24 protein-coding genes and 1 pseudogene are annotated in these 22,823 nt (G+C 69.2%); 14 read left to right on the top strand and 11 right to left on the bottom strand.

Features of this window, described 5'->3' with window-relative positions:
• Window positions 1–184 precede the first annotated feature (184 nt).
• Window positions 185–1,018, top strand: coding sequence for an archaeal proteasome endopeptidase complex subunit alpha (gene psmA, locus ACOZ35_RS08815; protein ID WP_424015996.1), 834 nt, complete (start codon window positions 185–187; stop codon window positions 1,016–1,018).
• Window positions 1,019–1,132: 114 nt separating this feature from the next.
• On the top strand, window positions 1,133–1,531 hold the full coding sequence (locus ACOZ35_RS08810; RefSeq protein ID WP_049897948.1) for a helix-turn-helix domain-containing protein: 399 nt from the start codon (window positions 1,133–1,135) through the stop codon (window positions 1,529–1,531).
• Window positions 1,532–1,684: 153 nt separating this feature from the next.
• On the opposite strand, the gene ACOZ35_RS08805 is transcribed toward ACOZ35_RS08810, so the two are convergent.
• From ACOZ35_RS08805 to ACOZ35_RS08795, 3 genes are read right to left on the bottom strand one after another with little or no spacing between them, the layout of a single operon-like run.
• Window positions 1,685–1,903, bottom strand: a complete 219-nt coding sequence (locus tag ACOZ35_RS08805; protein WP_424015995.1) for a hypothetical protein — start codon at window positions 1,901–1,903, stop codon at window positions 1,685–1,687.
• A 16-nt stretch (window positions 1,904–1,919) separates the two neighbouring features.
• Window positions 1,920–2,099, bottom strand: a complete 180-nt coding sequence (locus ACOZ35_RS08800; RefSeq protein ID WP_424015994.1) for a hypothetical protein — start codon at window positions 2,097–2,099, stop codon at window positions 1,920–1,922.
• Entirely contained in the window at window positions 2,096–2,341 is a 246-nt protein-coding gene (locus tag ACOZ35_RS08795) for a sulfurtransferase TusA family protein (RefSeq protein WP_424015993.1), read from the bottom strand. The genes ACOZ35_RS08800 and ACOZ35_RS08795 overlap by 4 nt, the downstream gene beginning before the upstream one ends.
• Before the next feature lie 161 nt (window positions 2,342–2,502).
• Between ACOZ35_RS08795 and ACOZ35_RS08790 the strand changes: the two genes are divergently transcribed.
• The 3 genes from ACOZ35_RS08790 to ACOZ35_RS08780 all read left to right on the top strand — a co-directional run bounded on the left by ACOZ35_RS08790 (window position 2,503) and on the right by ACOZ35_RS08780 (window position 4,825).
• Window positions 2,503–2,760, top strand: a complete 258-nt coding sequence (locus tag ACOZ35_RS08790) for a DUF7542 family protein (protein WP_424015992.1) — start codon at window positions 2,503–2,505, stop codon at window positions 2,758–2,760.
• A gap of 131 nt (window positions 2,761–2,891) precedes the next feature.
• Window positions 2,892–3,740: a universal stress protein gene (locus ACOZ35_RS08785; RefSeq protein ID WP_424015991.1), complete on the top strand. Its 849-nt coding sequence runs from the start codon at window positions 2,892–2,894 to the stop codon at window positions 3,738–3,740.
• A gap of 164 nt (window positions 3,741–3,904) precedes the next feature.
• The gene (locus ACOZ35_RS08780) at window positions 3,905–4,825 is read left to right on the top strand and encodes an acetamidase/formamidase family protein (protein ID WP_424015990.1); all 921 of its coding nucleotides are present in this window, start codon (window positions 3,905–3,907) and stop codon (window positions 4,823–4,825) included.
• Window positions 4,826–4,831: 6 nt separating this feature from the next.
• On the opposite strand, the gene ACOZ35_RS08775 is transcribed toward ACOZ35_RS08780, so the two are convergent.
• Together ACOZ35_RS08775 and ACOZ35_RS08770 are read right to left on the bottom strand one after the other, a co-directional pair.
• Window positions 4,832–6,874: an ATP-binding protein gene (locus tag ACOZ35_RS08775; RefSeq protein ID WP_424015989.1), complete on the bottom strand. Its 2,043-nt coding sequence runs from the start codon at window positions 6,872–6,874 to the stop codon at window positions 4,832–4,834.
• On the bottom strand, window positions 6,867–7,769 hold the full coding sequence (locus tag ACOZ35_RS08770) for an HNH endonuclease (protein WP_424015988.1): 903 nt from the start codon (window positions 7,767–7,769) through the stop codon (window positions 6,867–6,869). Before ACOZ35_RS08770 ends, ACOZ35_RS08775 begins: the two co-directional genes overlap by 8 nt.
• A 303-nt stretch (window positions 7,770–8,072) precedes the next feature.
• On the opposite strand from ACOZ35_RS08770, the pseudogene ACOZ35_RS08765 reads away from it, so the two are divergent.
• A pseudogene (locus ACOZ35_RS08765) lies at window positions 8,073–8,433 on the top strand (DUF5518 domain-containing protein).
• Between the two features lie 371 nt (window positions 8,434–8,804).
• Here ACOZ35_RS08765 and ACOZ35_RS08760 read toward each other — a convergent pair.
• Together ACOZ35_RS08760 and ACOZ35_RS08755 are read right to left on the bottom strand one after the other, a co-directional pair.
• Window positions 8,805–10,424, bottom strand: coding sequence for a tryptophan--tRNA ligase (locus tag ACOZ35_RS08760; RefSeq protein ID WP_424015987.1), 1,620 nt, complete (start codon window positions 10,422–10,424; stop codon window positions 8,805–8,807).
• A gap of 88 nt (window positions 10,425–10,512) precedes the next feature.
• Window positions 10,513–11,310, bottom strand: a complete 798-nt coding sequence (locus ACOZ35_RS08755) for a TOBE domain-containing protein (protein WP_424015986.1) — start codon at window positions 11,308–11,310, stop codon at window positions 10,513–10,515.
• Window positions 11,311–11,415: 105 nt separating this feature from the next.
• Between ACOZ35_RS08755 and ACOZ35_RS08750 the strand changes: the two genes are divergently transcribed.
• From ACOZ35_RS08750 to ACOZ35_RS08740, 3 genes are read left to right on the top strand one after another with little or no spacing between them, the layout of a single operon-like run.
• Window positions 11,416–12,399, top strand: a complete 984-nt coding sequence (locus ACOZ35_RS08750; RefSeq protein WP_424015985.1) for a substrate-binding domain-containing protein — start codon at window positions 11,416–11,418, stop codon at window positions 12,397–12,399.
• A gap of 2 nt (window positions 12,400–12,401) precedes the next feature.
• Complete coding sequence (locus tag ACOZ35_RS08745) at window positions 12,402–13,151, top strand: ABC transporter permease (protein ID WP_424015984.1); 750 nt, start codon at window positions 12,402–12,404, stop codon at window positions 13,149–13,151.
• Between the two features lie 23 nt (window positions 13,152–13,174).
• Window positions 13,175–13,927, top strand: coding sequence for an amino acid ABC transporter ATP-binding protein (locus ACOZ35_RS08740; RefSeq protein ID WP_424015983.1), 753 nt, complete (start codon window positions 13,175–13,177; stop codon window positions 13,925–13,927).
• A gap of 483 nt (window positions 13,928–14,410) precedes the next feature.
• Here ACOZ35_RS08740 and ACOZ35_RS08735 read toward each other — a convergent pair whose 3' ends face one another.
• From ACOZ35_RS08735 to ACOZ35_RS08725, 3 genes are all read right to left on the bottom strand, one after another.
• Window positions 14,411–14,962 (bottom strand): HIT family protein, encoded by a 552-nt coding sequence (locus ACOZ35_RS08735; protein WP_424015982.1) that lies wholly within the window; start codon window positions 14,960–14,962, stop codon window positions 14,411–14,413.
• A complete protein-coding gene (gene map, locus ACOZ35_RS08730) occupies window positions 14,962–15,870 on the bottom strand; it encodes a type II methionyl aminopeptidase (protein ID WP_424015981.1) in 909 nt (302 codons plus the stop codon). The genes ACOZ35_RS08735 and map overlap by 1 nt, the downstream gene beginning before the upstream one ends.
• A gap of 82 nt (window positions 15,871–15,952) precedes the next feature.
• The gene (locus tag ACOZ35_RS08725) at window positions 15,953–16,189 is read right to left on the bottom strand and encodes a DUF2249 domain-containing protein (protein WP_424015980.1); all 237 of its coding nucleotides are present in this window, start codon (window positions 16,187–16,189) and stop codon (window positions 15,953–15,955) included.
• Between the two features lie 130 nt (window positions 16,190–16,319).
• On the opposite strand from ACOZ35_RS08725, the gene ACOZ35_RS08720 reads away from it, so the two are divergent.
• Window positions 16,320–16,637, top strand: a complete 318-nt coding sequence (locus ACOZ35_RS08720) for a CGCGG family rSAM-modified RiPP protein (RefSeq protein ID WP_424015979.1) — start codon at window positions 16,320–16,322, stop codon at window positions 16,635–16,637.
• Window positions 16,638–16,643: 6 nt separating this feature from the next.
• Here the strand turns inward: ACOZ35_RS08720 and ACOZ35_RS08715 are convergent, their stop codons facing one another.
• Window positions 16,644–18,695, bottom strand: a complete 2,052-nt coding sequence (locus tag ACOZ35_RS08715) for a histidine kinase N-terminal 7TM domain-containing protein (protein ID WP_424015978.1) — start codon at window positions 18,693–18,695, stop codon at window positions 16,644–16,646.
• Between the two features lie 74 nt (window positions 18,696–18,769).
• On the opposite strand from ACOZ35_RS08715, the gene ACOZ35_RS08710 reads away from it, so the two are divergent.
• From ACOZ35_RS08710 to ACOZ35_RS08695, 4 genes are all read left to right on the top strand, one after another.
• On the top strand, window positions 18,770–19,237 hold the full coding sequence (locus tag ACOZ35_RS08710; protein WP_424015977.1) for a peroxiredoxin: 468 nt from the start codon (window positions 18,770–18,772) through the stop codon (window positions 19,235–19,237).
• Between the two features lie 102 nt (window positions 19,238–19,339).
• Complete coding sequence (locus ACOZ35_RS08705) at window positions 19,340–20,482, top strand: hypothetical protein (protein WP_424015976.1); 1,143 nt, start codon at window positions 19,340–19,342, stop codon at window positions 20,480–20,482.
• 142 nt (window positions 20,483–20,624) lie between these two features.
• Window positions 20,625–21,740 (top strand): S49 family peptidase, encoded by a 1,116-nt coding sequence (locus tag ACOZ35_RS08700; protein WP_424015975.1) that lies wholly within the window; start codon window positions 20,625–20,627, stop codon window positions 21,738–21,740.
• A complete protein-coding gene (locus ACOZ35_RS08695) occupies window positions 21,737–22,807 on the top strand; it encodes a hypothetical protein (protein ID WP_424015974.1) in 1,071 nt (356 codons plus the stop codon). Before ACOZ35_RS08700 ends, ACOZ35_RS08695 begins: the two co-directional genes overlap by 4 nt.
• The last annotated feature ends 16 nt before the right edge of the window (window positions 22,808–22,823 follow it).

The raw sequence follows: 22,823 nt of genomic DNA, 5'->3' as shown, positions 1-22,823 counted from the left end.
CGCTCCGTTGCGTCGCGACGGACGCGACGAGAACTCCTTCAGATCTCGTTCGGCGACCGCCGGGGCGACGGAACTCGCGGTTTCGGCGGCCTCCGAGACGTACCGGTTACGGATGCTTTTTCAACGGCCCGACGTAAGTGGCGGTAATGAGCGAACGCGACACCGCGCGAGCGGGTGACCGACGATGATGGGGAACAACGACCAGCAGGCGTACGACCGCGGCACGTCGCTGTTCTCGCCGGATGGGCGCATCTACCAGGTCGAGTACGCCCGCGAGGCGGTCTCGCGCGGCGCGCCGAGCGTCGGCGTCCGGACGACCGACGGCGTCGTCTTCGTCGCGATGTCTCGCCCCTCCTCGTCGCTGATGGAGGCCGAGAGCATCGAGAAGCTCCACAAGCTCGACGACCACGTCGGCACCGCGAGCGCGGGCCACGTCGCCGACGCCCGCCAGCTGATCGACTTAGCGCGCCGCCAGTCGCAGGGGAACCGCCTGCGCTACGGCGAGCCGGTCGGCGTCGAGACGCTGACGAAGTTCATCACCGACCACATCCAGGAGAACACCCAGCGCGGCGGCACGCGTCCCTACGGCGCCGCGCTCCTCATCGGCGGCATCGACGACGGGGAGCCGCGCCTGTTCGCCGCCGACCCGTCGGGCACCCCCAACGAGTGGAAGGCGACCGTCATCGGCGGCGGCCGCCAGGATATTCAGGGCCACCTCGAGGAGGAGTGGCGCGACGACCTCTCCCTTTCGGACGGCATCGAACTCGCCGTCGCGGCGCTGGCCGCTCACGACGACGAGTTCGAGCCCTCGGACCTCGCGGTCGCGACGGTGACCGAGGCCGACGGCTTCCGGACGGTGCCGGTCGAGGAGGTCGCGGCCGCGTTCGAGGCGGCGGGTCTCGACGCCGACGACGAGGAAGACGCGAACGACGGCGAGTCCGAGGCAGACGACGCGGACGGCGACGAATCCGACGCGGACGGCGACGAATCCGACGCGGACGGCGACGAGTCCGAGTAACGACCATTCTCGGAGGCGTCGAGGCCGCGACCGGCGGCTATCCGCTTCGTGTGCGCGATTGTACGTCATACACACAACACTTATGACGGCGGAGACCCTCTTTTACGGTGTAAAATGCCCGATTCGATGTCCGAACAGCTCCAACGGGACATGGAGTGCGAGGGGTTACTCGAGTGTTTCCACGGCCTGAAGCAGTTGGACAAGGACTGCTATCAGGCGCTCGTATCGTCCGACGAGGCGCTCACGATCGACGAGGTCGCGGAGCGCGTCGACCGGGAGCGCTCCACCGCCTACCGCGCGGTTCAGCGGCTCCTCAAGGCCGGCTTCATCCAGAAGGAGCAGATCAACTACGAGCAGGGCGGGTACTACCACGTGTACCGGCCGACGGACCCGTCGCAGATCGCCGACGACATGCAGCGGATGCTCAACGACTGGTACGCGAAGATGGGCCAGCTCATCGGCGAGTTCGAGGAGAAGTACGAACAGCCCGAGCGCGCCGCCGTCAAGAACTGATCGGGACCGACCGTTCGGTCGACCTCAGTCTCGCCGGACGGAGCGCGGCGTGAGCGCTGCCCGTGTCGATATTGTGCCGGTTCTTCCGTAGAGAACGAGGATACCGACCGGATTCTCGTTCAGATTGCGGGGGTGGATCGTGTGATGTCGGGCTCAGTTCCCCTGTCGCTGTTCCGCGTATACGAGGGTCCGTCGGCAGTCGGGACACACGTACGGGACCGGTGTGAGGATCTCGTCCGCTCGGAGACCGCTGAGAAATCCGTCGTTCGACGCTTCGGAGACGATAGCGAGCGACCCTAGGGCGTCGCTCCCTTGGAACTCCATCTCCTCTAGCGGTTCCTCGCAGTCTGGACAGATCCTTTCAGCGGGCACGTGTGCGATTTGCCCACTACTTTCGAAAAATATTTTGATCCGTCAACGCGCGGTCCGGGGGCGCTACGCTCACTCTGATCCGGGCGTCTTCGGAGGACGGCCTCACTCCGTCGGTGACGTGGTCGAGGTCAGTTACCGTGGCGAAGCCCGTCGGATCGTCGCTGGAGGCGACCGCCCCGGTCTCGTCCGTGATCACTCCTCCTTGCGGACGTAGTGCGTGTACACGTCGTCGCTCTCCCCCTGTTCGACGAGGGTGACGCCGTCGGTACCGGTCGCCCACCCGTCGATGTCGCTCACGCTACCGGGATCGGTCGCGACGATCTCCAACCCCTCACCGGGGGTGAGGTCGTCGATCGCGCTCTTCATCTTCACGTCCGGCATCGGGCAGCTCAGTCCTTTCACGTCCAGCGTCTCGGCGACGTCGATTTCGGTTCTCATGGGCAGATTGCTTGTGCGTAGGAGACAGTACTCATCAGCAGCATTTTAATAGTGTATGTATTTTCCAATACTGTGTGTGGCCGAGCGGGCCCTCGACGCCGAATCGATCGGATCGACCGCCGATGGCGGCACTTACGGTCGTCGGGGCCGAAGTGAAACCTATGTCAACGACCGTTCGCGTTCGCTGTACCGACTGCGCATACGAGGACTCGTTTGCCTCGCTCCGGCGGGCGCGGACCGCGCTCGACGACCACGAGCGCACGACGAGCCACGCCGTCGACTGGGAGATCGGCGGATTGGCTCCCGGCGTCGAGCGCGCAGGCGACGACGCCGGCGTCTGCGGCCGGGAGGGGTGTGAGAACCCGGACTCGCCGCTCCTCGATCGCGATCCGTCGGCCGCCTCGGACCCGTCCGCCTGACTCCGGTCGACCGTCGCGAGCGACCGCTCACCGGTCACGCATCCGGGAAAGCGTGATCGTCGAGAGGGGTGAGAGATATTTGTGTATTGTACAACGAAAACAATATTACTGGCGGGGGCGAACGGGTAAGTATGCGTATTGTATTCGCGACGGACCTATCGGACGCGAATGAGGCAGCGATCGAGTCACGGACCTGCCTCGAGTGCCTCGACAACATCGGCGTCACGGAGGTTCACCTGCTGACGGTCGTCCCGGACAACGTCTCCAGTGGCCTGCCGGGGATGGAGGCCGCCACCGACGCCAAAGAGGCGCTCGCCCCGCAGCGGCGCGTGTTCGAGCGCGCGGGGTTCGACGTGGAGACGCACGTCGCGCGCGGGACCCCGCACCGGCGCATCAACGGCTTGGCTGAGCGGGTCGTCGCCGACATGATCGTCGTCGGATCGCGAGGCCAGTCCCCGCTCCGGAACCGACTCGTCGGCGGCACCGTGCGTAACGTTGCGCGGACGGCGGTCAGGCCGCTGCTCGTCGAACGGATCGAGAAGACGCCGGACGGCCACGCGGTCAAGAAGGAACACCTGTTCCGGGACGTGCTGTACGCGACTGACTTCTCCGAGAACGCGGCACGCGCCTACGACTTTTTCCCGGCGCTGACGGGCGCGACGGAGCGGGCGTCCCTGCTTCACGTCGACCGCCGTGGCGATACGGAGTCGATGCGGGACGCCGCGGAGCGGCTGGACGAACTGGCGGCGGACCTCCGGGATCGGATGGGGATCGACGTCGAGACCAACGTTCGGTCGGGGAACCCGGTCGAGGCGATCACGGCCGAAGAGGAGCGCGTGGGCGCGACGACGACGCTTATCGGCGCGCGCGGGACAAGTCGGCTCCGGCGCCTCCTTCTCGGGAGCACCGCGGAATCGATCGTCGCGCGCGGGACGAACAACGTCCTGCTCGTCCCGCCCGAGACGACGCCGTCACGGTGACTCGGTGCGGTGACGTTGCCGCGGTGACTCGGTGCGGTGACGTTGCCGCGGTGACTCGGTGCGGTGACGTTGCCGTGGTGACTCGGTGCGGTGACGTTGCCGTGGTGACTCGGTGCGGTACCGCCGGCCGAGGTTTTTGTCAACGGAGCGTCCAAGACGACGTGATGACACGCGAGACGATCACACATCGCGACGGCCACGTCTACGAGTTCGGCCCGGAGATGGACCCGGTTTACGAGGCCGCCGACGGCGAGTCGCTGACGATCGAGACGAGAGACAGTCTGAACGGCGAGATACAGGAGGACGACGACCTGCTCGACGCGATTCCGGAGGAGGTCAACGCCGCGACCGGTCCGATCGCGGTGGCGGGCGCGAGCCCGGGCGACGTCCTCGCGGTGGAGATCGAAGAGGTGCGCGTCGCCGAAGACCGCGGCCGCGTGCTCACCGCGCCCGGGTTCGGGCTGCTCCAAGACGACCCGGAGATCGACCACCCCGCGACGCGGATCACCGAAGTCGACGGCGAGGGGGCCGCTGGGGAAACGATCGACTTCGAGGGGATCGACGTTCCCATCGAGCCCGTGATCGGGACGATCGGCGTCGCCACGGGCGGCGAGACAATTTCGACGCTCACGCCCGACGACCACGGCGGCAATCTCGACACGACCGACGTGACCGGCGGGACGACCGTCTACTTCCCGGTGTTCCAGGAGGGTGCGATGCTGGCGATGGGCGACGCGAAGGCCGCGATGGCCGACGGCGAGATGTGCGGGACCGGCGCGGAGATCGCGGTCGAGATCGACGCGACGCTCTCGGTGATCGAGGACCCCGCTGTCTCCCCGGACCGACCCATCCTCGACACCGGCGACGCGGTGAAGACGCTTGCGAGCGCCGAGACGATGGGGGAGGCGGTCGAACTGGCGAACGGCGACATGCTGGACCTGTTGGCGCACGACCACGGCTTCTCGCGCACCGACGCGTACCTCTTCTCCAGTCTCGTCGGCGGTCTGGAGATCAGTCAGGTGGTTGACCCGCAGGTGACGGCGCGGAACGCGGTGCCGAGCGAGTACCTCTCGCTGCCGTTCTGATCGAGCTCAGCGCTCCGAGCGCTCGGCGAACCGCCGCGCGGCGTCGCTCAGGCCGGGATCGGTCGCCGTCTCGGTCTCGTTGCTCTCGGCGGTCTCACCGGCCTCGGCGGTCTCGCCGGCCTCGACGCTCGCCGCGTTCTCCTCGCGGTCGGCGGCTGCCTCGTCGTCTTCGGCGGTCGCGCCGTCGGCGTCCCCGAACGCGGACTCGTCGCCGGCTTCGACGGCCGCCCCGTCGCCGACTTCGGCCGGGTCGGCGTCCGGCGGGTAGTTCAGCTCGGCGGGCGGGACGAAGACGCGCTCGACGGCGCGGACGATCTCGTCGACCTGGTCCTCGTCGAGGCGGTCGGCGTATGCCTCGCGGACGAGGTCCGGGACCGCGTAGGCGTAGCTGCCGCGGCCGGCGTGGCGGATGAGCCCCGCGCGGCGGATCGGTCGGTGGCGGCTGTAGGCGTGCCCGGAGTCGCCGTCGCCCCCGGCGTCGATGTGGGCCGCGACGGGGTCGCTGGCGCCCTCGCGGCGGTAGTGGCGGAGCATCCCGCGCGAGAGCTCCGGGAGGGACTCGATCCGCGAGCGGAGCTCCTCGATGACCGCCTCCCGGGTGCCGAGTTCGATCGCGTCATCGAACCGGAGCGCGCTCTCGGCGACGTCGTCGCGGGTGACCGGGTCGACGTCGTCCGGCGGGCCCTCTTTCGCCTCGGTCGCGGGATCGGTGGTAGAGGGGTCTGCGGCCTCGGCGTCCGCGGCGTCGGCGTCCGCGGCATCGGCGTCCGCGCCGTCCGCGTCCGTGGCGCTGCCGTCGTCGATCTCGGCGCCGCCGTCGGCGGCCGAGGCGCCCGATTCGCTCGCGGGCTCGGTCCCCGATTCGTCTGCGTCCGCGGCGCCCTCTGCGCGCTTCTCGGTCGCGGCGACGGCCTCGTCGTACGACTTGAGCACGGACTGGTCGTCGTCGTCGTCGGGGGCGGCGTCGGGTCGCTCAGGGATTCCCGCGGCCCGGCCGCCTCCACCGCCGCGGTACGGCGCCTCGGCCTTGCCCAGCAGCGCCTGCGCGAACTGGTCGGCCATGTCGCTCAGGTCGCGGGCCTCCTCCAGCTCGCGTTCGAGGTCGGCGATCCGCCGGTCCTTCTTTTCCAGCTCCTGTTTGAGGTCGGCGATCTCGGACTCGCGGCGCTCCTCCTCGTCGGAGATGGACTGGAGCTCGCCGACGAGGTCGCTGGAGACCGACTTCAGCTCCGGGCGCTCGAAGTCGTCGAGCCCCGGGGTCGCGCCCGCGTCGAACGTCTCCTTGCGGTGGAACTGGATCCGGCGGATCGACTCGTCCCAGTCGGTCATCAGGAACGCCTCGCCGTCGCCGAGATCCTCGACTGCGCTCGCGTACTTCGAGCCGAGGATGCGCCCGACGACCTTCGTGTCGTTGTCCCACGTGAGCCGGTGCCAGCAGAGCCAGTCGCACTGGGTGATGAAGTCCTTCTTGACGTCGGCGGGACGCTGGCTAATCCCGACGATGCCGAGGCCGTGTTTGCGCCCGCGCTTGCCCACCTTGATCAGCATCTTGCCCGTCTCGTCCATCCCGCCGCCCTCGGGGATGTACTCGTGGCACTCCTCGATGACGAGCAGGAAGGGCTTCTTCAGCCGCTTCTCCTTCGCGAACAGCTGTTTGACGACTTCGAGGAGGAGCTCGTTCGCGGTCTCCTCTTCGAGGTAGCCGGAGACGTCTAAGATGATCGGGACGTTCTGCTCTAAGGCGAGGTTCGCGAGCTTCTCGGCGTGTTCAGGGGAGACGACGATGTCGCACTCGTCGTCGGCGCCGGCGTGGAGGATCTCGTACTCCTCTTTTAAACCATAATATTCACCGTCTACGTCAACGATGAGAATACCAAGCGCCGAATCGAGGAGTTTCTCGGCGACGACTGAGGCGGTATTGCTCTTCCCCGAGCCGGATTTGCCTGTTATAAATCCTCGTCCGGTGAGCAGCTCCACTACTGGAAGTGAAATTTCTGTATCCTGTTCCTGATCGACGCCGACGGGGATCTGTTGTTGAGCGTCAGTCATCTTGGTTCTCGTTCGGCGGCTCAATGGTGTTGTGACACGAACGACAGAGCGTTACGAGGTTATTCAACGTGTTCGCGTCTTCAGGAGACTGAAACGTACGGATCGGTGTTTTATGATGAACGTCTAACCCGATGTCAGTTCGACTCCTGTGTTCGGTCTGCGTGATACCGCATCGCTGACATTCGTAGTCGTCTCGACGAAGGGCTTTCCGCCGCTGTTTCGCCCAGTTGTCGCCGTAGTACTCGTCTACACCTCCCTTCCAGCGATGGTGTAGTTCTCCGGGCTGTGAGCCGACCGTCCGGGTCTCAATTCCGTGGTCGTGTAACCATTCATGGACTGTAGACGGGGCACAGTCGAGTTGCTCTGCTATCGCGTACGTACTCATTCCGTCCGCGAGGTACATCGACCTGAGCTTCGATTCGTTCTGAAGTGCTTCCGGCGTCTCCGGATTGTACGACCGCGTTTCAATGTCGTGGCGATGTATCCACACCTCTATCGCTTGCCGACCACAGCCGAGTTCCGAGGCGACTTCGTCCATCGTCATCTCCGATTCGACGTACAGTTCACGCAGTGTCTCCTCGTCGTGCCACGGCCGTTCCGGTTGCGTCCGACTCGTGTCGATCCCGAATTCGGTTAGCCAGTTGTGAACGGTCGCCTGACTACAGTTCAACTCGTCTGCGATGTCGGCTTCGCTCATTCCCCGTTGACGGAGAGAGCGAAGCCGGTCCTCGTCTTTCCAAGGCTTAGATTTCTCGATATCGTGCTTTTTTAGCCAGTTTTCGACCGTCTTGCGGCTACATCCAAGCTTCTCTCCCATCTCCCTCGTCGTGAGGTCCTCCTCAATATACAGCGACCGGAGATTGTCCGCGTCCCTCCACGGGGTTCCTTCGCTCATTTCAGGCGCACTGTTCGCCCGTGAATGAGATTCCCGTTCATGCTGGGTACTGTTCATGTGATCTTATATAATTCCTCAGAGAGTTGGAACGTCCCGGGTTCCGCCGTCGCGTCGCCGCCGATCCCCTCGCTGACGTCCGCGACGTGGATCGTCTCCTCCTCGCTCATACCCGTGAGAGGTGGCGCCCGCCTCATAAACTATCGCCTCGCTCGCCGGTCGGCCGCGTCGACCGCGAGCGGAGCGCGACCGAGCCGCGTTCCGCGGTCCGCAAGACGTATGCCGCCACCGGGAGTCTAACCCCGCATGGACACCGAGAACACCCTCCTCAACGCGGTGGTCGGCGCTATCGCGTCGGCCCTCCTCTCGTTTACCGGTATCTCACCGCTCCTCGGCGGCGCGGTCGCCGGATATTTAAATGGCGACGACGGGGCGGGTCGGCGCGCTCTCCGGCGCGATCGCGTCGATCCCGATCGTCGGGCTGCTGCTGCTCGTACTGCTTTTATTCCCCTTCTTCGGGTTCTTCGGCTTCCCGATTGAGGCCGGGATCGCGGCCGGCGGCGTGTTCATTTTCGGGGCGATCATCGTGATCGCCGGCGTCGCCTACTCCGTGGTACTGAGCGCGCTCGGCGGCCTGCTGGGCGTGTACGTAAAAAACGAGCTGTAAGTCGGTCGCTGTTACTTATAAATAGTTGCTGGCGGACCGGCGACGAACACCGCCGAAGCCCCAGCCGCGAGGACAGCGCACGCTCGCTGCGCTCCTCACTCGGTCGCTCACTACGTTCGCTCCCTCGTTCCGGTGCTTGCGTCGCCTGCGCTGTCCTCGCGGCTGCCCCTTCGAGTCCCGCCCCGCACCGCCCAGCACCGCACCTCACACCTCCCCAGCCTCGTCAGTCGCCGTCGCTTCGCTCCGGCGACTGACTCCCTCGCGCGTGCTGCTCGGCCGCGGGGCGGCCTCGCAGGCACGCGCCACCGCAACAGTCTATCTATCAAAAGAGCGCGTGAGAATCGGCTCGCGACGCCGATCGGCGCCCGCCGTCAGTGCTCGCCGCCGGTGCCGCGCCGGTCGGAGTCGAGGTCGATGTCGAGGTCGTCGAGAAGTTCTTCGGCCTCCTCGCGCTTCTCTTGGTGGTCTTCGAGGAACTCGCGCATGAGCTCGGCCGCCTGCTCCTTACAGCCGCCACAGAGGCGCTCGCCGTTGACGCATTCGGAGTAGACGGTCTTCGTGAGCTCGTCGTCGTCGCCCGCGAGCAGGTATGCGTACAGCTCGTAGACGGGACACTCGTCGGCCTCGCCCCCGAGTTCGCGCTGCTCCTCGGCGGTGTCGCGGCCGCCCGTGGTCGCCGCCTTCACCTTGTCGTAGCCGTCCTCGGGGTCGTCCAGCAGCGAGATGTGGCTCGCGGGGATAGAGGAGGACATCTTCCCGCCGGTGAGCCCGGTCATGAACCGGTGGTAGATCGAGGAGGGCTGCCGAAAGCCGAACCCGTCGTGGTCGATCTCGACCTCGCGGGCGACCGACTCGGCCTCGTCGCGGGTGAGCTCGAACGCGTCGACGTGGCCCTCGAACACGCGCTTCTCGCCGTCGACCGCCTCGATGAGGGCCTCGAACGCCTCGTCGGTCGCGTTGCGGTCGAAGAAGCGCACGCGCGGACGGAGCGGCTCCTTTCCGCCGGCTTCGAGCTTGTCGAGCGCGCTCGACTTCGCGGCCGCGAGGTCGACGCTCTCGCGGTCGCTCTCGGGCGGCTCGTAGTCGGCGAGCCACTCGGCGGCGTCCTCGCAGCGCACGTCGGTGTCGTCGACGTCGGCGGCATCACCGTCCTCTGCGCTCCCGGCCGCGAGCGCGTCGTAGGCGGCCCGGACCAGCTGCCGCTCGTCGTCGTCGAGCTCGAAAGAGGCGAACGCCTCGGTCACCTTGAAGTAGCGCACCCGGGTCGCCAGATCGCGGGTGAGCCGGACGTGGGGGTCCTGGTCGGGGCCGACCGGGATGACGGTGGGCTTCGGCTCGTCGACGAGCTGCGGGTAGAGGATGTCCGCGGTCTGGGTGATCACACTCTGCATGTGCGAGATGTTCGTCTCGCCGTCGAAGCCGTAGATCGCCTCGAACTCCGAGAAGTTCGCCTTCGAGCCGAGCTCGAAGCCGAGGTCCTGCACCGCCCGGTTGTCAGACTGGCGGTACAGCTCCCCCTCCTCGGCGTCGAAGCCGAGCGCGAGCAGCGAGAGGAGGTAGTTGCGCGCGTGCTCGTCGATTTCGTCCCACGACATCCCCCTGGCGGAGTGGGCCTCCAGGTCGGCGATCAGCCCGAACGCGTCGCCGCCCTGCCGTTGGTGCCAGATTATTTCGTCGAACACGAGCTTGTGGCCGATGTGCGGGTCGCCGGTGGGCATGAACCCCGACAGCGCCGCGAACGGCTCGTCGTTCGCCATCGCCTCGGCGACCGCGTCGTACTCTCGATGGCCGAAGATGACGCCCCGGCGCATCAGGTAGTGCGGGTCCGGCACGTCGTCGTCGACCTCGTCGAACGCCTCGATGCCGAACTCCGCGAAGAGATCCGCGTAGTCGCCAACCGACGCCGACCCCCACGGGTCGAGCGCGACGTCCTCGGTCGGCTCGTCCGCGCGCTCGGTCCCGCCGTCCGTGCGGGGGGTGTCCTCGTTCATACCCTCTCTCCCGTCGGTCGACGCAAAAACCGTTCGCTTGCGCGGGAGCGATTGTCACGGGACACCGGTCCGAGGCGAGCCGGCGAAGTCAGCGCCGATCCGTCTGCGGCACCAGCCGCGTCGCGGTCGCCTTCCACCGGATCGAGACCGGGTCGCCGGGAGCGAGGCCGAGCCGCTCGATGCTCTCCGCGGTGATCAGCGCGGCGACTTCGGTGTCGGAGACACCTGCCGCTCCCTCGTCCGCCGCCCCGATCGCGATTCGGAGCGTCGACACCGTCTCGCCGGGGTCGACAGCGGAGACTCGCCCGTCGAGGCGGTTCCGCGCGCTCGTCGCGTCCGGGTCGACCGCGTCGGCCGCGTCGTTGACGGTGACGGCGTCGGCGCCGATTCGGACCTGAACCGCGTCGCCGATGGCTATTTCACTGTCTCCGCGGCTCCCGCCGCCGCCCGCACCGCTCCCGCCGTGGAGTCCGGATATCTCTCCGACCGCGGTGTCGACCACTGCGAGCTCGCCGTCGACGGCGGTCACGGTGCCGTCGAGCACCGTCTCCGGCACCGCCGCGGTCGCCGCGAGGACGGCCTGGAGCCGGTCGTAGCGGTCAAGGAGGTCGCGACCCGAGTCGGCGAGCCGGCTCCCGCCGCCGCCCTCGCCGCCCCGTCGGCGCTCGACGAGCGTCCCGTAGGCGTCCTCCAAGGTCTCGATCCGCGAGAGGGCGCGGGCGCGCGAGCGCCCGAGGTCCGAGGCCGCGCCCGCGACCGACCCCGCCGCGTCGACCGCGCGCAACAGGGCCGCGTCGCGGCCGTCGAACTCGACGCCGTCCTCGATGAGCGCGGCGCGCCCGCGACCCGCTGCCGCGTTCGGCCCGGGTTCGGTCGGCTCTTCCATGGTCGGAAGGTGCGTCCCGGTCGTGTTGGCGTTTTCGCCCCGCAGGCGCCTCGCCGTTCCCCACAGCACGTAACCTATATGTGGCACCGACCCACCGTTGTATCTATGTCGATACAACGGCGCGAGCTCCTGGCCGCGCTCGGCGCCGGGACGCTCGCGAGCACGGCCGGCTGCTCGGCTGTCGGGGGCAGTGAGGGCGGAGGCGGCGGGGGAAGCGGAGACGGCGGTAAAAGCGAGGGCGACAGCGAGAGCGGTCCCGGCGTCGCCGGCGAGACGCTGACGCTCACGACGACGACGAGCACGTACGACACGGGGCTCTTAGACGAGATCCACACCGACTTCGAGGAGATGTACAGCGTCACCGTCGACGCCGTCGCGCAGGGTACCGGGGCGGCGTTAGAGACCGCGCGCAACGGCGACTCGGACATCGTGATGGTCCACGCCCGCGGGCTCGAAGACGAGTTCCTGCGCAACGGGTACGGGGTCAACCGCCGCGACCTGATGTTCAACGACTTCGTGATCGTCGGCCCGGAGAGCGATCCGGCGGGGATCGAGGGGACGTTCTCGGCGACCGAGGCGCTCACGGCGATCGCCGACGCGGGGGCGCCGTTCGTCTCCCGCGGGGACAACTCCGGCACGCACACCAAGGAGCTGAACCTCTGGGAAGCGGCGGGGGCCGAACCCGGCGGCGACTGGTACCAGGAGATCGGCGCCGGGATGGGCGAGGCGCTCAACAACGCGAACCAGCAGGACGCCTACACGCTCTCGGACCGCGGCACCTTCATCTCGCAGCGCTCGGAGGTCGATCTCACGGTCCTCGTTCAGGGTCCGATCGAGGACGGGCCGGAGATCCTCGCGAACCCGTACGGGATCATGGCGGTCAACCCCGCGGTCCACGACGACGCGAACTACGACCTCGCGATGGCGTACATCGGCTGGATCACCAGCCCGGCCGTTCAGGACGCCATCTCGGAGTACCGGGTGAACGGCGAGCAGCTGTTCTTCCCGCGGGCCGTCACCGAGAATCCCGACTTCCAGCAGTACGTTCCGGAGGGTTGGAGTAACGAGAGCGACGACTCGAACGCGTAACCGTGCCGATCGAGCCGACCGTCCAGCTGGTTCCGGCGCTGTTCGAGCCGACCGCTCGGCTGGTCCCGGGGTTGCTCGACGTCTCGTTCAGGGACGGGTACGTCGGGAGCGTCATCGCCGTCTCGCTGTACGTGAGCCTCACCGCGGTGGCGCTGAGCACGCTCGTCAGCGTGCCGGCGGCCGTCGTGATCGGCCTCGCGGAGTTCCCGGGCAAGGGGTTCGTGAAGTCGGTCGTCAACACCGGGATGGGGTTCCCGAGCGTGGTCGTCGGGCTGGTCGTGCTGTTCGCGGTCTCCAACCAGGGGCCGCTCGGCTCCCTCGAACTGATCTTCACCCGCGAGGCGATGATCCTGTCGCAGTTCGTCCTCGCGACGCCGCCGATCACGGCGATCAGCCTCGCGGCCGTGAGCGGCGTCGACGACGGGGTCCGCGACGCGGCCCGCGTCCTCGGCGGGACGCGCGTCGACGTGGCGCTGGTCGTGATCAAGGAGGCCCGGTACGGGATCGCGACCGCGGTGCTGGCCGGGTTCGGCCGCGCGGTGAGCGAGGTCGGTTCCGTCCTCATCGTCGGCGGGAACATCACGAGCGCGGACGGCATCTCGAAGACGCGCACGCTGACCACCGCGATCCAGCTCGAGGCGCGGCAGGGCCAGTACGAGACCGCATTGGTGCTCGGCGCCGTGCTGGTCGCGCTCGTGTTGACCGTCAACGCGGTCGTCGTCCGCTTCGGCGATCGGGGGGTGGCGGGATGACGCGTCGGGGGGGTGACAGACTGATGCTCCGCGCGAGAAATGTGTCGCGGTCGTACGGCGACGAGACCGTCTTCCGCGACCTCTCGATCGAGGTCGACGCCGGCGAGGTCGTCGCGGTCATCGGCCCCTCCGGCGTCGGCAAGACGACGCTCCTCCGGACGCTCGCGCTCTCCGCGGAGCCGGACGAGGGAAGCGTGACGCTCGGCGGGACCGACGCGTGGGCGGTCGACGAGGCCGAGCGCCTCGCGCTGCGCCGCCGCGTCGGGATGGTGTTCCAGGAGGCGAGCCTCTTCGACGGGACGGTCGCGCGCAACGTCGAGTACGGGCTCCGCGTCCGGCGCTCGTGGAGCGACCGGATCGCCTCGATGTTCCGCCCGAGCGGCGACGCCGACGCGGTCGACGAGTCCCTGGAGGTCGTGGGGCTCGCCGACAAGGTCGACCAGCCCGCCGAGTCGCTGTCGGGCGGCGAGGCCCAGCGCGTCTCCTTCGCCCGCGCGCTGGCGTACGACCCCGACGCGCTGCTGCTCGACGAGCCGACCTCCGACCTCGACCCGCGGAACACCGCCGTCATCGAGGAGGCGATCGGCGAGGCGAAATCGCGGGGGATCGGCGTCGTCGTCGCGACCCACGACATGCATCAGGCCGAGCGGGTCGCCGACCGCGTCGCGGTGCTGCTCGACGACGGGATCACGGAGATGGGGCCGACGGAGGCGATCTTCGAGGACCCCGAAAATGAGCGCACCCGGAAGTTCATCTCGGGCGAACTGGTGTACTAATAAATGCCGAGGGGTGACGGGAGCCGAGTCGGATCCCGCGATCTGAGATAGGTGATCGACGACGCTGCGGCGAATACCCCCAGAGCCACGATCGTTCAGTTATAAATAACCGCCTACGGATCGGCGGAGAACACCGCCAAAGCCCCAGTCGCGAGGACTCGGGGGCCTTGCTGCGCTCCTCGCTCACTTCGTTCGCTGCGGTGCTTGCTGCGGCCGCCTTCGCCCTCGCGACTGCCCCTTTGAGTCCCGCCCCGCCCAGCACCACTGGAAGACGGTCGCCTCGCTTCGCTCGGCGCTGCGTCTTCCGTACTCCCGCTCGCTCCCTCCGGTCGCTCGCGGGACCGCAGCCTCACGCCTCCCCAGCCTCGTCGCTCACGCCCTGCGGGCGTTCGCGACTCCCTCGCGCGTGCGACTCGCGGCCTTCAGCCGCTCGTCGGCACGCGCCACCGCACCGTTTGTTTATAAATAATGGATGCCGCCGCTTCAGACGTCGAAGTCGAGTTCGACGGCATCGCCCGCGTCGACGTCGCCCGAATCGACGACGTGCTCGTCGGCCGCGAATCCCGCGTGGAGGTGCTCGTAGGTGCGCTCGATTGCTTCCACGATCACCTTCGTGTCGCCGGTGACGGGCATGAAGTTCGTGTCGCCGCTCCACCGCGGGACGACGTGCGTGTGGAGGTGGTCGATCGACCCGCCGGCGGCGTCGCCGCCGAGGTTCTGGCCGGTGTTGACGCCGTCGGGGTTCATATCTCGGCGGAGCGCGTCGAGCGTCGCCGCCTTCAGCCTCGCATGATCGAGGAGAGTCGCGTCGTCGAGGTCGGTCGGGTCCTCGACGTGTGCGTCCGGGATGATCATCGCGTGGCCGGGGTTGTACGGCGCGTTGTTCAGGAGGACGTAGTTGTGCTCGCTCCGGGCGACGACGCGCGCCTCGCGGGCGTCCTCGCGCTCGGGCAGGACGCAAAACGGGCAGCCGTCGATGGGGTCGGCGTCGCGCTCCACCCACTCGATCCGCCACGGCGCGAAGATCTGGTCCATCAGTCGTCGAAGCCGTGGATGCCCTCGGTCGTCACCTCGACGCCGTCCCCGGTGACCAAGAGGGTGTGCTCCGCCTGGCTCACGAGGGCGTCGTCGTCCTCCTTCAGGACGGGGTACCCCTTGATCGCGTTCGCCTGCTTGAGGCGGCGGAGCGCCATCTCGGCGCGGTCCGTCTCCAGCCACCGCGCCGCGAACGGGAGGTCGTCGAACGCCTCGATCTCCTCGAGCGCCTGCCGCGCCCGCCGGTCGCGCACGCTCGCGGATCCCTGCTGCTCGAAGATCTCCTCGACGGTCCCCTCGCCGACCTTCCCGCGGCCGTCGGTGGCGAACGGCTCAATGGCGACCGCCTGGCCCGGCTCCAGTTCGACGGAGCGGTCGACGCCGCGGTTCGGCACCGTCGGCCCGGTGTGGGCGTCGTACCGCTCGACGCCGTGCCCGGAGAGGTTGAGGACCGGCGTGTAGCCGTATCCGCGGATTACGTCCTCGATCGCCTGCCCGACGACGCCGACCTCGACGCCCGGGCCGGCCTCGTCGAGCGCGGCTTCGAGCGCCATCTCGGCGGCTTCGACGAGTTCGGGGGTGCCGGTGTGATCGACCGTCACCGCGGCGTCCGCGATGTAGCCGTCGACGTGGACGCCGACGTCGAGGCACACCATCTCCTCGCCGAACTCGGTGTCGTCGTCGCGGCCGGGCGTCGCGTGCGACGCCTCCGGGTCGACGCTGATGTTGACCGGGAAGGCGAGGCCGGCTCCCTGCTCGCGGACGAAGTCCTCCGTCCACTCGGCGACCTCGAGGTGGGTCCGGCCCGGTTCGACCATCTCGCGGGCCTCGTTCACCGCCTCGACCAGTACCGCGCCGGCCTCGCGGTAGCTCTCGACCGCGTCCTCGTCCAGAGGTCCGTAACTCATGGATCCGGGTTCGGCCACCGCGCGCAAAGAGGTTGCGGAGGGCGGTCGATCGCTCTCGGGAGGGCGGTCGATCGTCTCCCCTTCAGGTGTTGGTGATCTCGACGTACCACTCGTCGTCGGCCGGGTTCGCCGTCTCGTGGGCGAACCCGTGCTCCGCTAACACGTCGTACAGCGGGACCGGCTCGAAGCTGTTCACCAGACACAGCGACTCCCCGTCGTCGAGGCCGTCGAGCGCGGCCATGATGTCGCCGAACGGTTCGCCGTCTATCTCGCGGGCGTCCAGCCGCTCGTCCGCGTCGTCGAACGGGTCGGGGCTCATAGATCGCTCGTGGCGTCCCGCGGTGGTATAGTTCCTCCCGAATCGGTTCGGGAGGATCGTTCGTGCGCCGGACATCCGCGCGAACATGTTCGCTCGAAGACGTACGGGGCCGGACCGCGTCCGATCGAGTATGTCGAGTACACCCTCGGACCACGATCACGACCACGGCGCGGACCCGGTGACCGACCACGTCCACGAGAACTCGTGGTCCGCAAACCTCGAAGGCCCCGAACACGCCGACGACCGCGACCTGCTCGTCCGGCAGGCGATCGAAGCCGTCGAGCACACGGCCGCGGGCAACCACGTCAACCTCGTCACCCACGGCGACCACGGCCACCCCGAGGCGTACCTCGTCGACGCGCTCGAGGCAGAACTCGGCGGCGACGTCGACTGGGAGTACGTCGAGCAGTGCGGCTGCGGCGGACACGTCGTTCGCGTCCACGTTTAATCCGACCTATCCGCTTTCGCCGGCCGCCCGCGGGAGCCACATTCGCACCACCGTCCCGGTCGGCTCGCGGGTGCCGATCTCGAGGTCGCCGCCGGACTCCGTGACGATCCAGTGGACGAGCCAGAGGCCGAGCCCGCTCGCGTGTTCGAGCGCCGTCTCCCGCGCCTCCGAGAACACCGTCCGCTCGACCGGCGGGATCCCCGGTCCGTCGTCGACCACGTCGATCCGGAACCGGTCGCCGTCGGCGACGACCGTCGCTTCGACGTGCGGGTCGTCGCCGTCGTTGTGGACGACGGCGTTCTCCAACACGTTCCGGATCGCCGACTCGAGCAGTTCGTCCGCGGCGACGACGGCCGACTCGGGAGCGGTCACCGTCACCGTCGCGTGGGGGAACGACGACTCCAGCGACTCGCAGAGCCGGCCGACGAGCGGGGTCAGGTCGATCTCGGTCCGGCTCGCGTCGCTGTGGAGCGCGACGTCGATCTCGCGGGCCTGGTCGCTGAGGTGGGTCAGCGTCCGCACCTTCCGGTCGATGATGTCGAGGTAGGGGTCGCCCTCCTCGTCGACGTGGTCGCGGAGCAGGTCGGCGTACCCGCCGATGACGTTGGTGTCGTTTTTCAGGTCGTGTCGGAGCACCCGGTTCAACACCTGAAGCCGCTGTTCGTACCGCCGGGCGTCCGTGACGTCGGTGGCGGTGATGACGACCTCGCGCGTGTCGGCGAACAGCCGCTCGATCACCGTCTCGAACCGGCGCCAACTGCCGTCGGCGCACGCGATCCGGTGCGTGAGCGACTGCGGTTCGGCGCTGTCGAAGGCGCGCTCGAAGGCCTGCTGTGCCTCGCGTCGGTCCTCGGGATGGACTAGGTCGATGACCGGGCGCCCCTCGACCTCGTTCGCCTTGTGACCGATCAGCCGCTCTATCGACGGGCTCACGTACCGGAGCAGGCCGTCCTCGCCGCAGACCGCGATCACGTTCGGCGACTTCTCGATGAGCGCGCGGTAGCGCCGCTGAAGCGTCTCCCGCTCGGTGACGTCGCGGAACAGCAGGACCGTCCCGCCGCGGGCTGTCCCCGGCCCGGTGATGTCGTGGACGTCGACCGTCAGGAACCGCGGCGCGCCGTCGCCGTCGACCGTCACGCGGAACTCATCGTCGGTCGCCGCCTCCGCCACCGCGTCGGCGACCGCCGGGACGTCCGCGAACGCCTCGTCGGCGTGGACGCCGAGCTCCGCGTCCGGGAACAGCGCCGTGGCCGGGTCGTTGTTGTCGACCACCCGGCCGTCGGCGTCGCAGACGACGACCCCGTCGGAGAGGTTCGCGAACACCGCGTCGCGGGCGATCGGCGAGACGTCGAGCAGCCGGTACCGGAACACGACCCACGCGAGCAGCGCCGAGGTCCCGCTGAAGGCGATCGGCGTGAAATCGACTACCCCGCTCTCCGGTCCGATGAGCCCGGCGATGCCGGCCGCGCCGAGCGCCAGCGGCACGACGCCGGCGACGAAGAGGGCGGCGGCCTGCCGGCGGAACACGCCGTCGCGGGAGACCGCGGCGTAGCCGAGGACGGCGTAGGTGAACAGGTTGACCGCGTAGGAGTAGCCGACGAACCCGAGCAGCGCGGGCGTCGGCGCGTACTCCAGCACCCGGAAGCCGCCGGCGTCGACGAGGACCGGATCGGCGTAGAACAGCGGGTCGACGCCGACCGTCCAGACGGCACCCGCGACCGCGACGGGGACCACCCAGAAGAGCGCGAAGCGGCGGCGGTCGAGCCACGCGGTCCGGTCGACGTATGAGAGGACGAAGGCGGGCCAGGCCACCGCCAGCCCGGCGGAGCCGAGCCAGACGAAGCGGTTGAAAAACAGCGTGAGATCGAGCGACGCCGCCGACAGCTGGGCCGCGTACGCCAGCGACCAGACGCCGGCGGTGCCCGCCACGCCGACGAAGCTCCGCAGGAGGGCGTGGCCGCCGCGCGAGCGGTTCCCGAACGCGTACGCGGCGAACGCGAAGGACGCGACGGCCGCGACCAGCAACGGAGCCGTGTACGGCGTCGGTTGCCACGCCATCGATACCGGTAGGATGCGAGAGCCCCGTAAAAAGGGACCGAATCCCCTAACCCGTTTGAGAAGAGTGAGTCCGTATGCTCGAACCGGGCGACTCCGCACCCGAGATCACGCTCACCGACCACCGCGGCGAGACGGTCGACGTCGACCCGGCCGCGGCCAGTCACACCGTCGTGTACTTCTATCCCCGCGCCGACACGCCCGGCTGTACCGCCGAGGCGTGTAGCTTCCGCGACGAGTGGGACGCGTTCGAGGACGCCGACGTCGCCGTCGTCGGGATCAGCGACGACCCCGTCGAGGACCTCGAACCATTCGCCGCGGAGTACGACCTCCCCTTCACCCTCCTCTCGGACCCCGACGGCGAGGTCGCGAGCGCGTACGACTCCTACGGCGAAAAGCAGATGTTCGGGAACACCTTCGATGGCGTGTTCCGGAACACGTACGTCCTTGACGACGCGGGGACCGTCGTCTTGGCCTACGAGGGCGTCTCCCCCGAGGACCACGCCGTCGAGATACTCGAGGACATCCGCGCGCTCGACGACTGAAGGCGGACCGTTCGTCCGTGAGCGAACTGACCAACGGCGAGCGGAAGCCACCGACGGCCGCCACCCGGTAGTATTATTACTTGTCATGAGACAGGTGAAACGATGCCCTCCAAGCGAACGTTCGCGAAGCGCCTAGCGGCGCTCGCGGCGACCGGGCTGGGAGTCGGCGGACCGATCGAAGCCTTGACCGCCGAACCGCCGCCCGACGCGACCCTCGCGGTCGAACCGGCCGCGACCGGCGCCGGAGCGAGCGGCGGCGACCCGACGGACGACGACGCGACGAGCGGCCGCGACGGCGCGAGATCGGACGGACCGCAATCGGCGGTCGCCGCCGGGACGTACGACCCGGCCGCGGCCGCGTCGAACGGCGTCGACACCGTCGTGACCGGCCGGGTCGACCCCGCGGTCCTGACGGCGACCGGCCTGCCGAGCGGGGTCGGGAGCCGACTCCGGCGACTACTCGACCGATACGAGAGCGTGTCGCTCGCCGCGATGCGGCAGGCGACCGGCGGCGCCGCGCTCACCGCGGACGGGCCGGAGGGGTGCGCCGTCGCGGTCGGCGACGTCGACGCGGCCGCGCTGGCCGCCGAACTCGACGCCGACCCCGAGGTGGCTCGCGAGGCTGACGACGGCTCCGGATTCACGCGGTTCCGGGCGCGGAGCCTCGGCTCGGCTGTCGGCGTGGCCTCGGACGAACTCGTGGCCGCGTACGGGCCGACCGCTGCCGTCGCCGCGGCGCACCGCGACGCCGGAATCGGTGGGGGCGCCGACGGCGGAGCGCGGCGGCGAGCGGGCACGAGCGCGAGCTACGGCCCTCTCCCCTCGCTGCTCGGGGGCGACGCGACGGTGTGCGTCGACCTCGGGCCCGACGCCCGCGAGCACCTCCACGACCTGCTCGACGACGCGCCCGACGAGCTTCGAACCGCGGTCGACGCCTCGGGCGCGGTCGGGGCGTCACTCCGCGTGACCGACCGGGAATCCGCCACCGGAGACGCGGACCCGGGTGAGCCGACCGTCGCGCTGCGGTACGGCGCGGTCGCGGACCCTCGACGCCTCGACAGGGAGACCGCCGAGGCGGTCGCGCAGGCCGCCCGCGAGGGCGAGACCTCGCTTTCGGACGCGAGCGTCACCCGACACGGGCGGACCGTGATCGTCGACGGCGCGGCCGACGGCGACCTCTTCGCCGCCCACGCCTCGCTGTTCGACGGGACCGTCGGCGACCCGATCGAGGTGGCCGACGCGTGAGCGACGCCGTCGCTCTCGCGATCGACGGCGCCGACCCCGAGAGCGCCGCAGCCGTATCGACTTGTGACCGACGCGCGAGCGAACCCACGATGACGACGAGAGACCATACGCCACGACAGCGGTATCGAACGAGGACGAGCCGATGAGTTCCGAGGACTCGCCTTCGAGGACACCCGACGAACCGACGGACGACGCGGAGCCGGCGGCGGCTTCGACGCCTGTCGCAGAGCGGTCGACGCCGAACGCCCCACGGACGTCTCCGGACGACGCGTCCGGGTCGCCCCTCGACCGGATCGAGACCCGACACGCGGTCGGGGTCGCGGCGATCCTCGCGGTGGCCGCGGGGCTGCTCGTCGCGCCCGGCGTGTACGGCGCCGTGACGGGACCCGACGGGACGGTCGCCGTGATCGAGATCGACGGGACGATCGACTCGGCGACGGCCCAACACGTCGAGGACAACCTCCGGGACGCCCGGACGAACGAGTCGATCGAGGCGGTCGTCCTGGAGGTCGACAGCGGGGGCGGCCTGCCCGCGCAGAGCGAGCGAATGTACGCGGCCGTCGACCGCACCGCGTCGGTGATGCCGGTGTACGCGGCCGTCGACACGCTGGGCGCGTCCGGCGCCTACCTGGCGATCGCGCCCGCCGACCGGATCTACGTCGCGCCCTCCGCGCAGGCCGTCGGCAGCGTCGGCGTCGCCGGCACCGCGCCGGCCCCGAGCGGTCCGAACGCGGGGACGACCGGCCCGGACAAGGCCGGCAGCGACCCGGACACCCAGCGCGAGCGCCGACAGACGCTCGCGAACCTCTTCATCGCGAACGTGATCGAACAGCGCGGCGACGAGATCGAGATGGACCGCGAGGCGATCGCCCACGCCGACGCGTACCTCGGCACCGAGGCGGTCGAGAACGGCTTCGCGGACGAGTTCGGCTTCGTCGACGGCGCGGTCGCCGACGCCGCCGCGGAGGCGGGGATCGACGACTACGCGGTCGACACCCGACGCACGGAGAGCCGCATCCCCGGCGGGCTCTCGCTTCTGGAGCGCGACAACGGGACGGTCGTCGTTGCCGAGGGGTCGGACGACGAATTCGGCGACGGGCTCATCCTCGCGGTCGCGCCGGCGGCGTGGGACGAGACCGTCGGCGACGACGTCGTCATGACGAGCTACACCGGGCGGCTGCCGGCGGACGGCGACGAGGCCGCGGGGACGACGAACGACGAGGATTCAGCCGCGGCGAACGGAGGTGAGGGCGAATGAGCGTCGACCTGCGAACGACGGTCGGCGCGTTCGCGCTGGTCTTCCTCGCGATCGTCGGCGTCGCCGCCGTCGGCGGAGTCGTTCTCGACGGCGCGCCACCCGAGACGGAGGCGGTCGCGGACGACCACTGGCAGGCGGACGCGGTCGAGCCCGAGACCGTCAGCGAGGGCGGCGATGTCGAGATGGAGAGCACCGAGCCGTCGAACACGGTCGTTATCCACCTCGGTGGCGGCGGTACCGGGCTCGGCGGTGGGACCTCTATCCTGCCGATCGAGGGCGGAGACCGGCCCGCGGAAGCGGACATTGGCTCGCTCGGCGGCGTTCAGCGTGGCGTCGCGCCGCTCACCGCCGCGCTCGTCGAGAACGGCCACGAGGTCCGCTTCTACGCCGGGCCCGCGAGTCGTGAGCCCCTTCCGTCGCTCCTCTCGGACGCGGACGCGTTCGTCACCACCAGCCCCGGCGCGCTGTCGGGGCCCGACGCCGACGCGGTCGAGACTTTCGTCGACGCCGGCGGCCGGACGCTCGTCGCGAGCGACCCGGGCGGCGCAGGCGCGCTCACCGAGTTCGGCTCGCCGTTCGGCGTCTACGGCGAGGCGGGCTACGTGTACGACATGGAGAACAACGACGCGAACTACCTCAGCGTGCTCGTCGAGCCGACCGGGCCGGGGACGCTGACGGAGGGCGTCGAGGAGGTCGTCCTCCGCGGCGCCGCGCCCGTGGGCACGGCCGACGGACCGGCGGCGCTCGCGACCGCGGAGACGTCGCGGCTGTCGACGACCCGCGAGGCCGGCGCCTACGGCGTCGCGGTCAGAAGCAACTCGCTCGCGGTGGTGGGCGACTCCAGCTTCCTCGAACCGGAGAACGCCGGGCGCGCCGACAACGGCGTCCTGATCGGCAACGTCGCGGACTTCCTCGTGACGGGCGAGACCCCCGACGTGTCGTTCGGCCCGGCGACCGGTCCGGGCGGCGCGGTCCCGCCGGGTAGCGCGGTTCCGCCGGGCGCGACGGCGCCGCCGCCAGAGCCGTCGGGAAACGAGACCGACCCGTCCGGGAACGCGACCGCGTAGCCGGCCGGAACCCGCT

It is taken from the genome of Halorubrum xinjiangense (genome assembly GCF_049604745.1).
Classification (GTDB): domain Archaea; phylum Halobacteriota; class Halobacteria; order Halobacteriales; family Haloferacaceae; genus Halorubrum; species Halorubrum xinjiangense_A.
The sequence above is the reverse complement of the archived record's forward strand: the minus strand, read 5'-3'. Positions and strand labels throughout refer to the sequence as shown.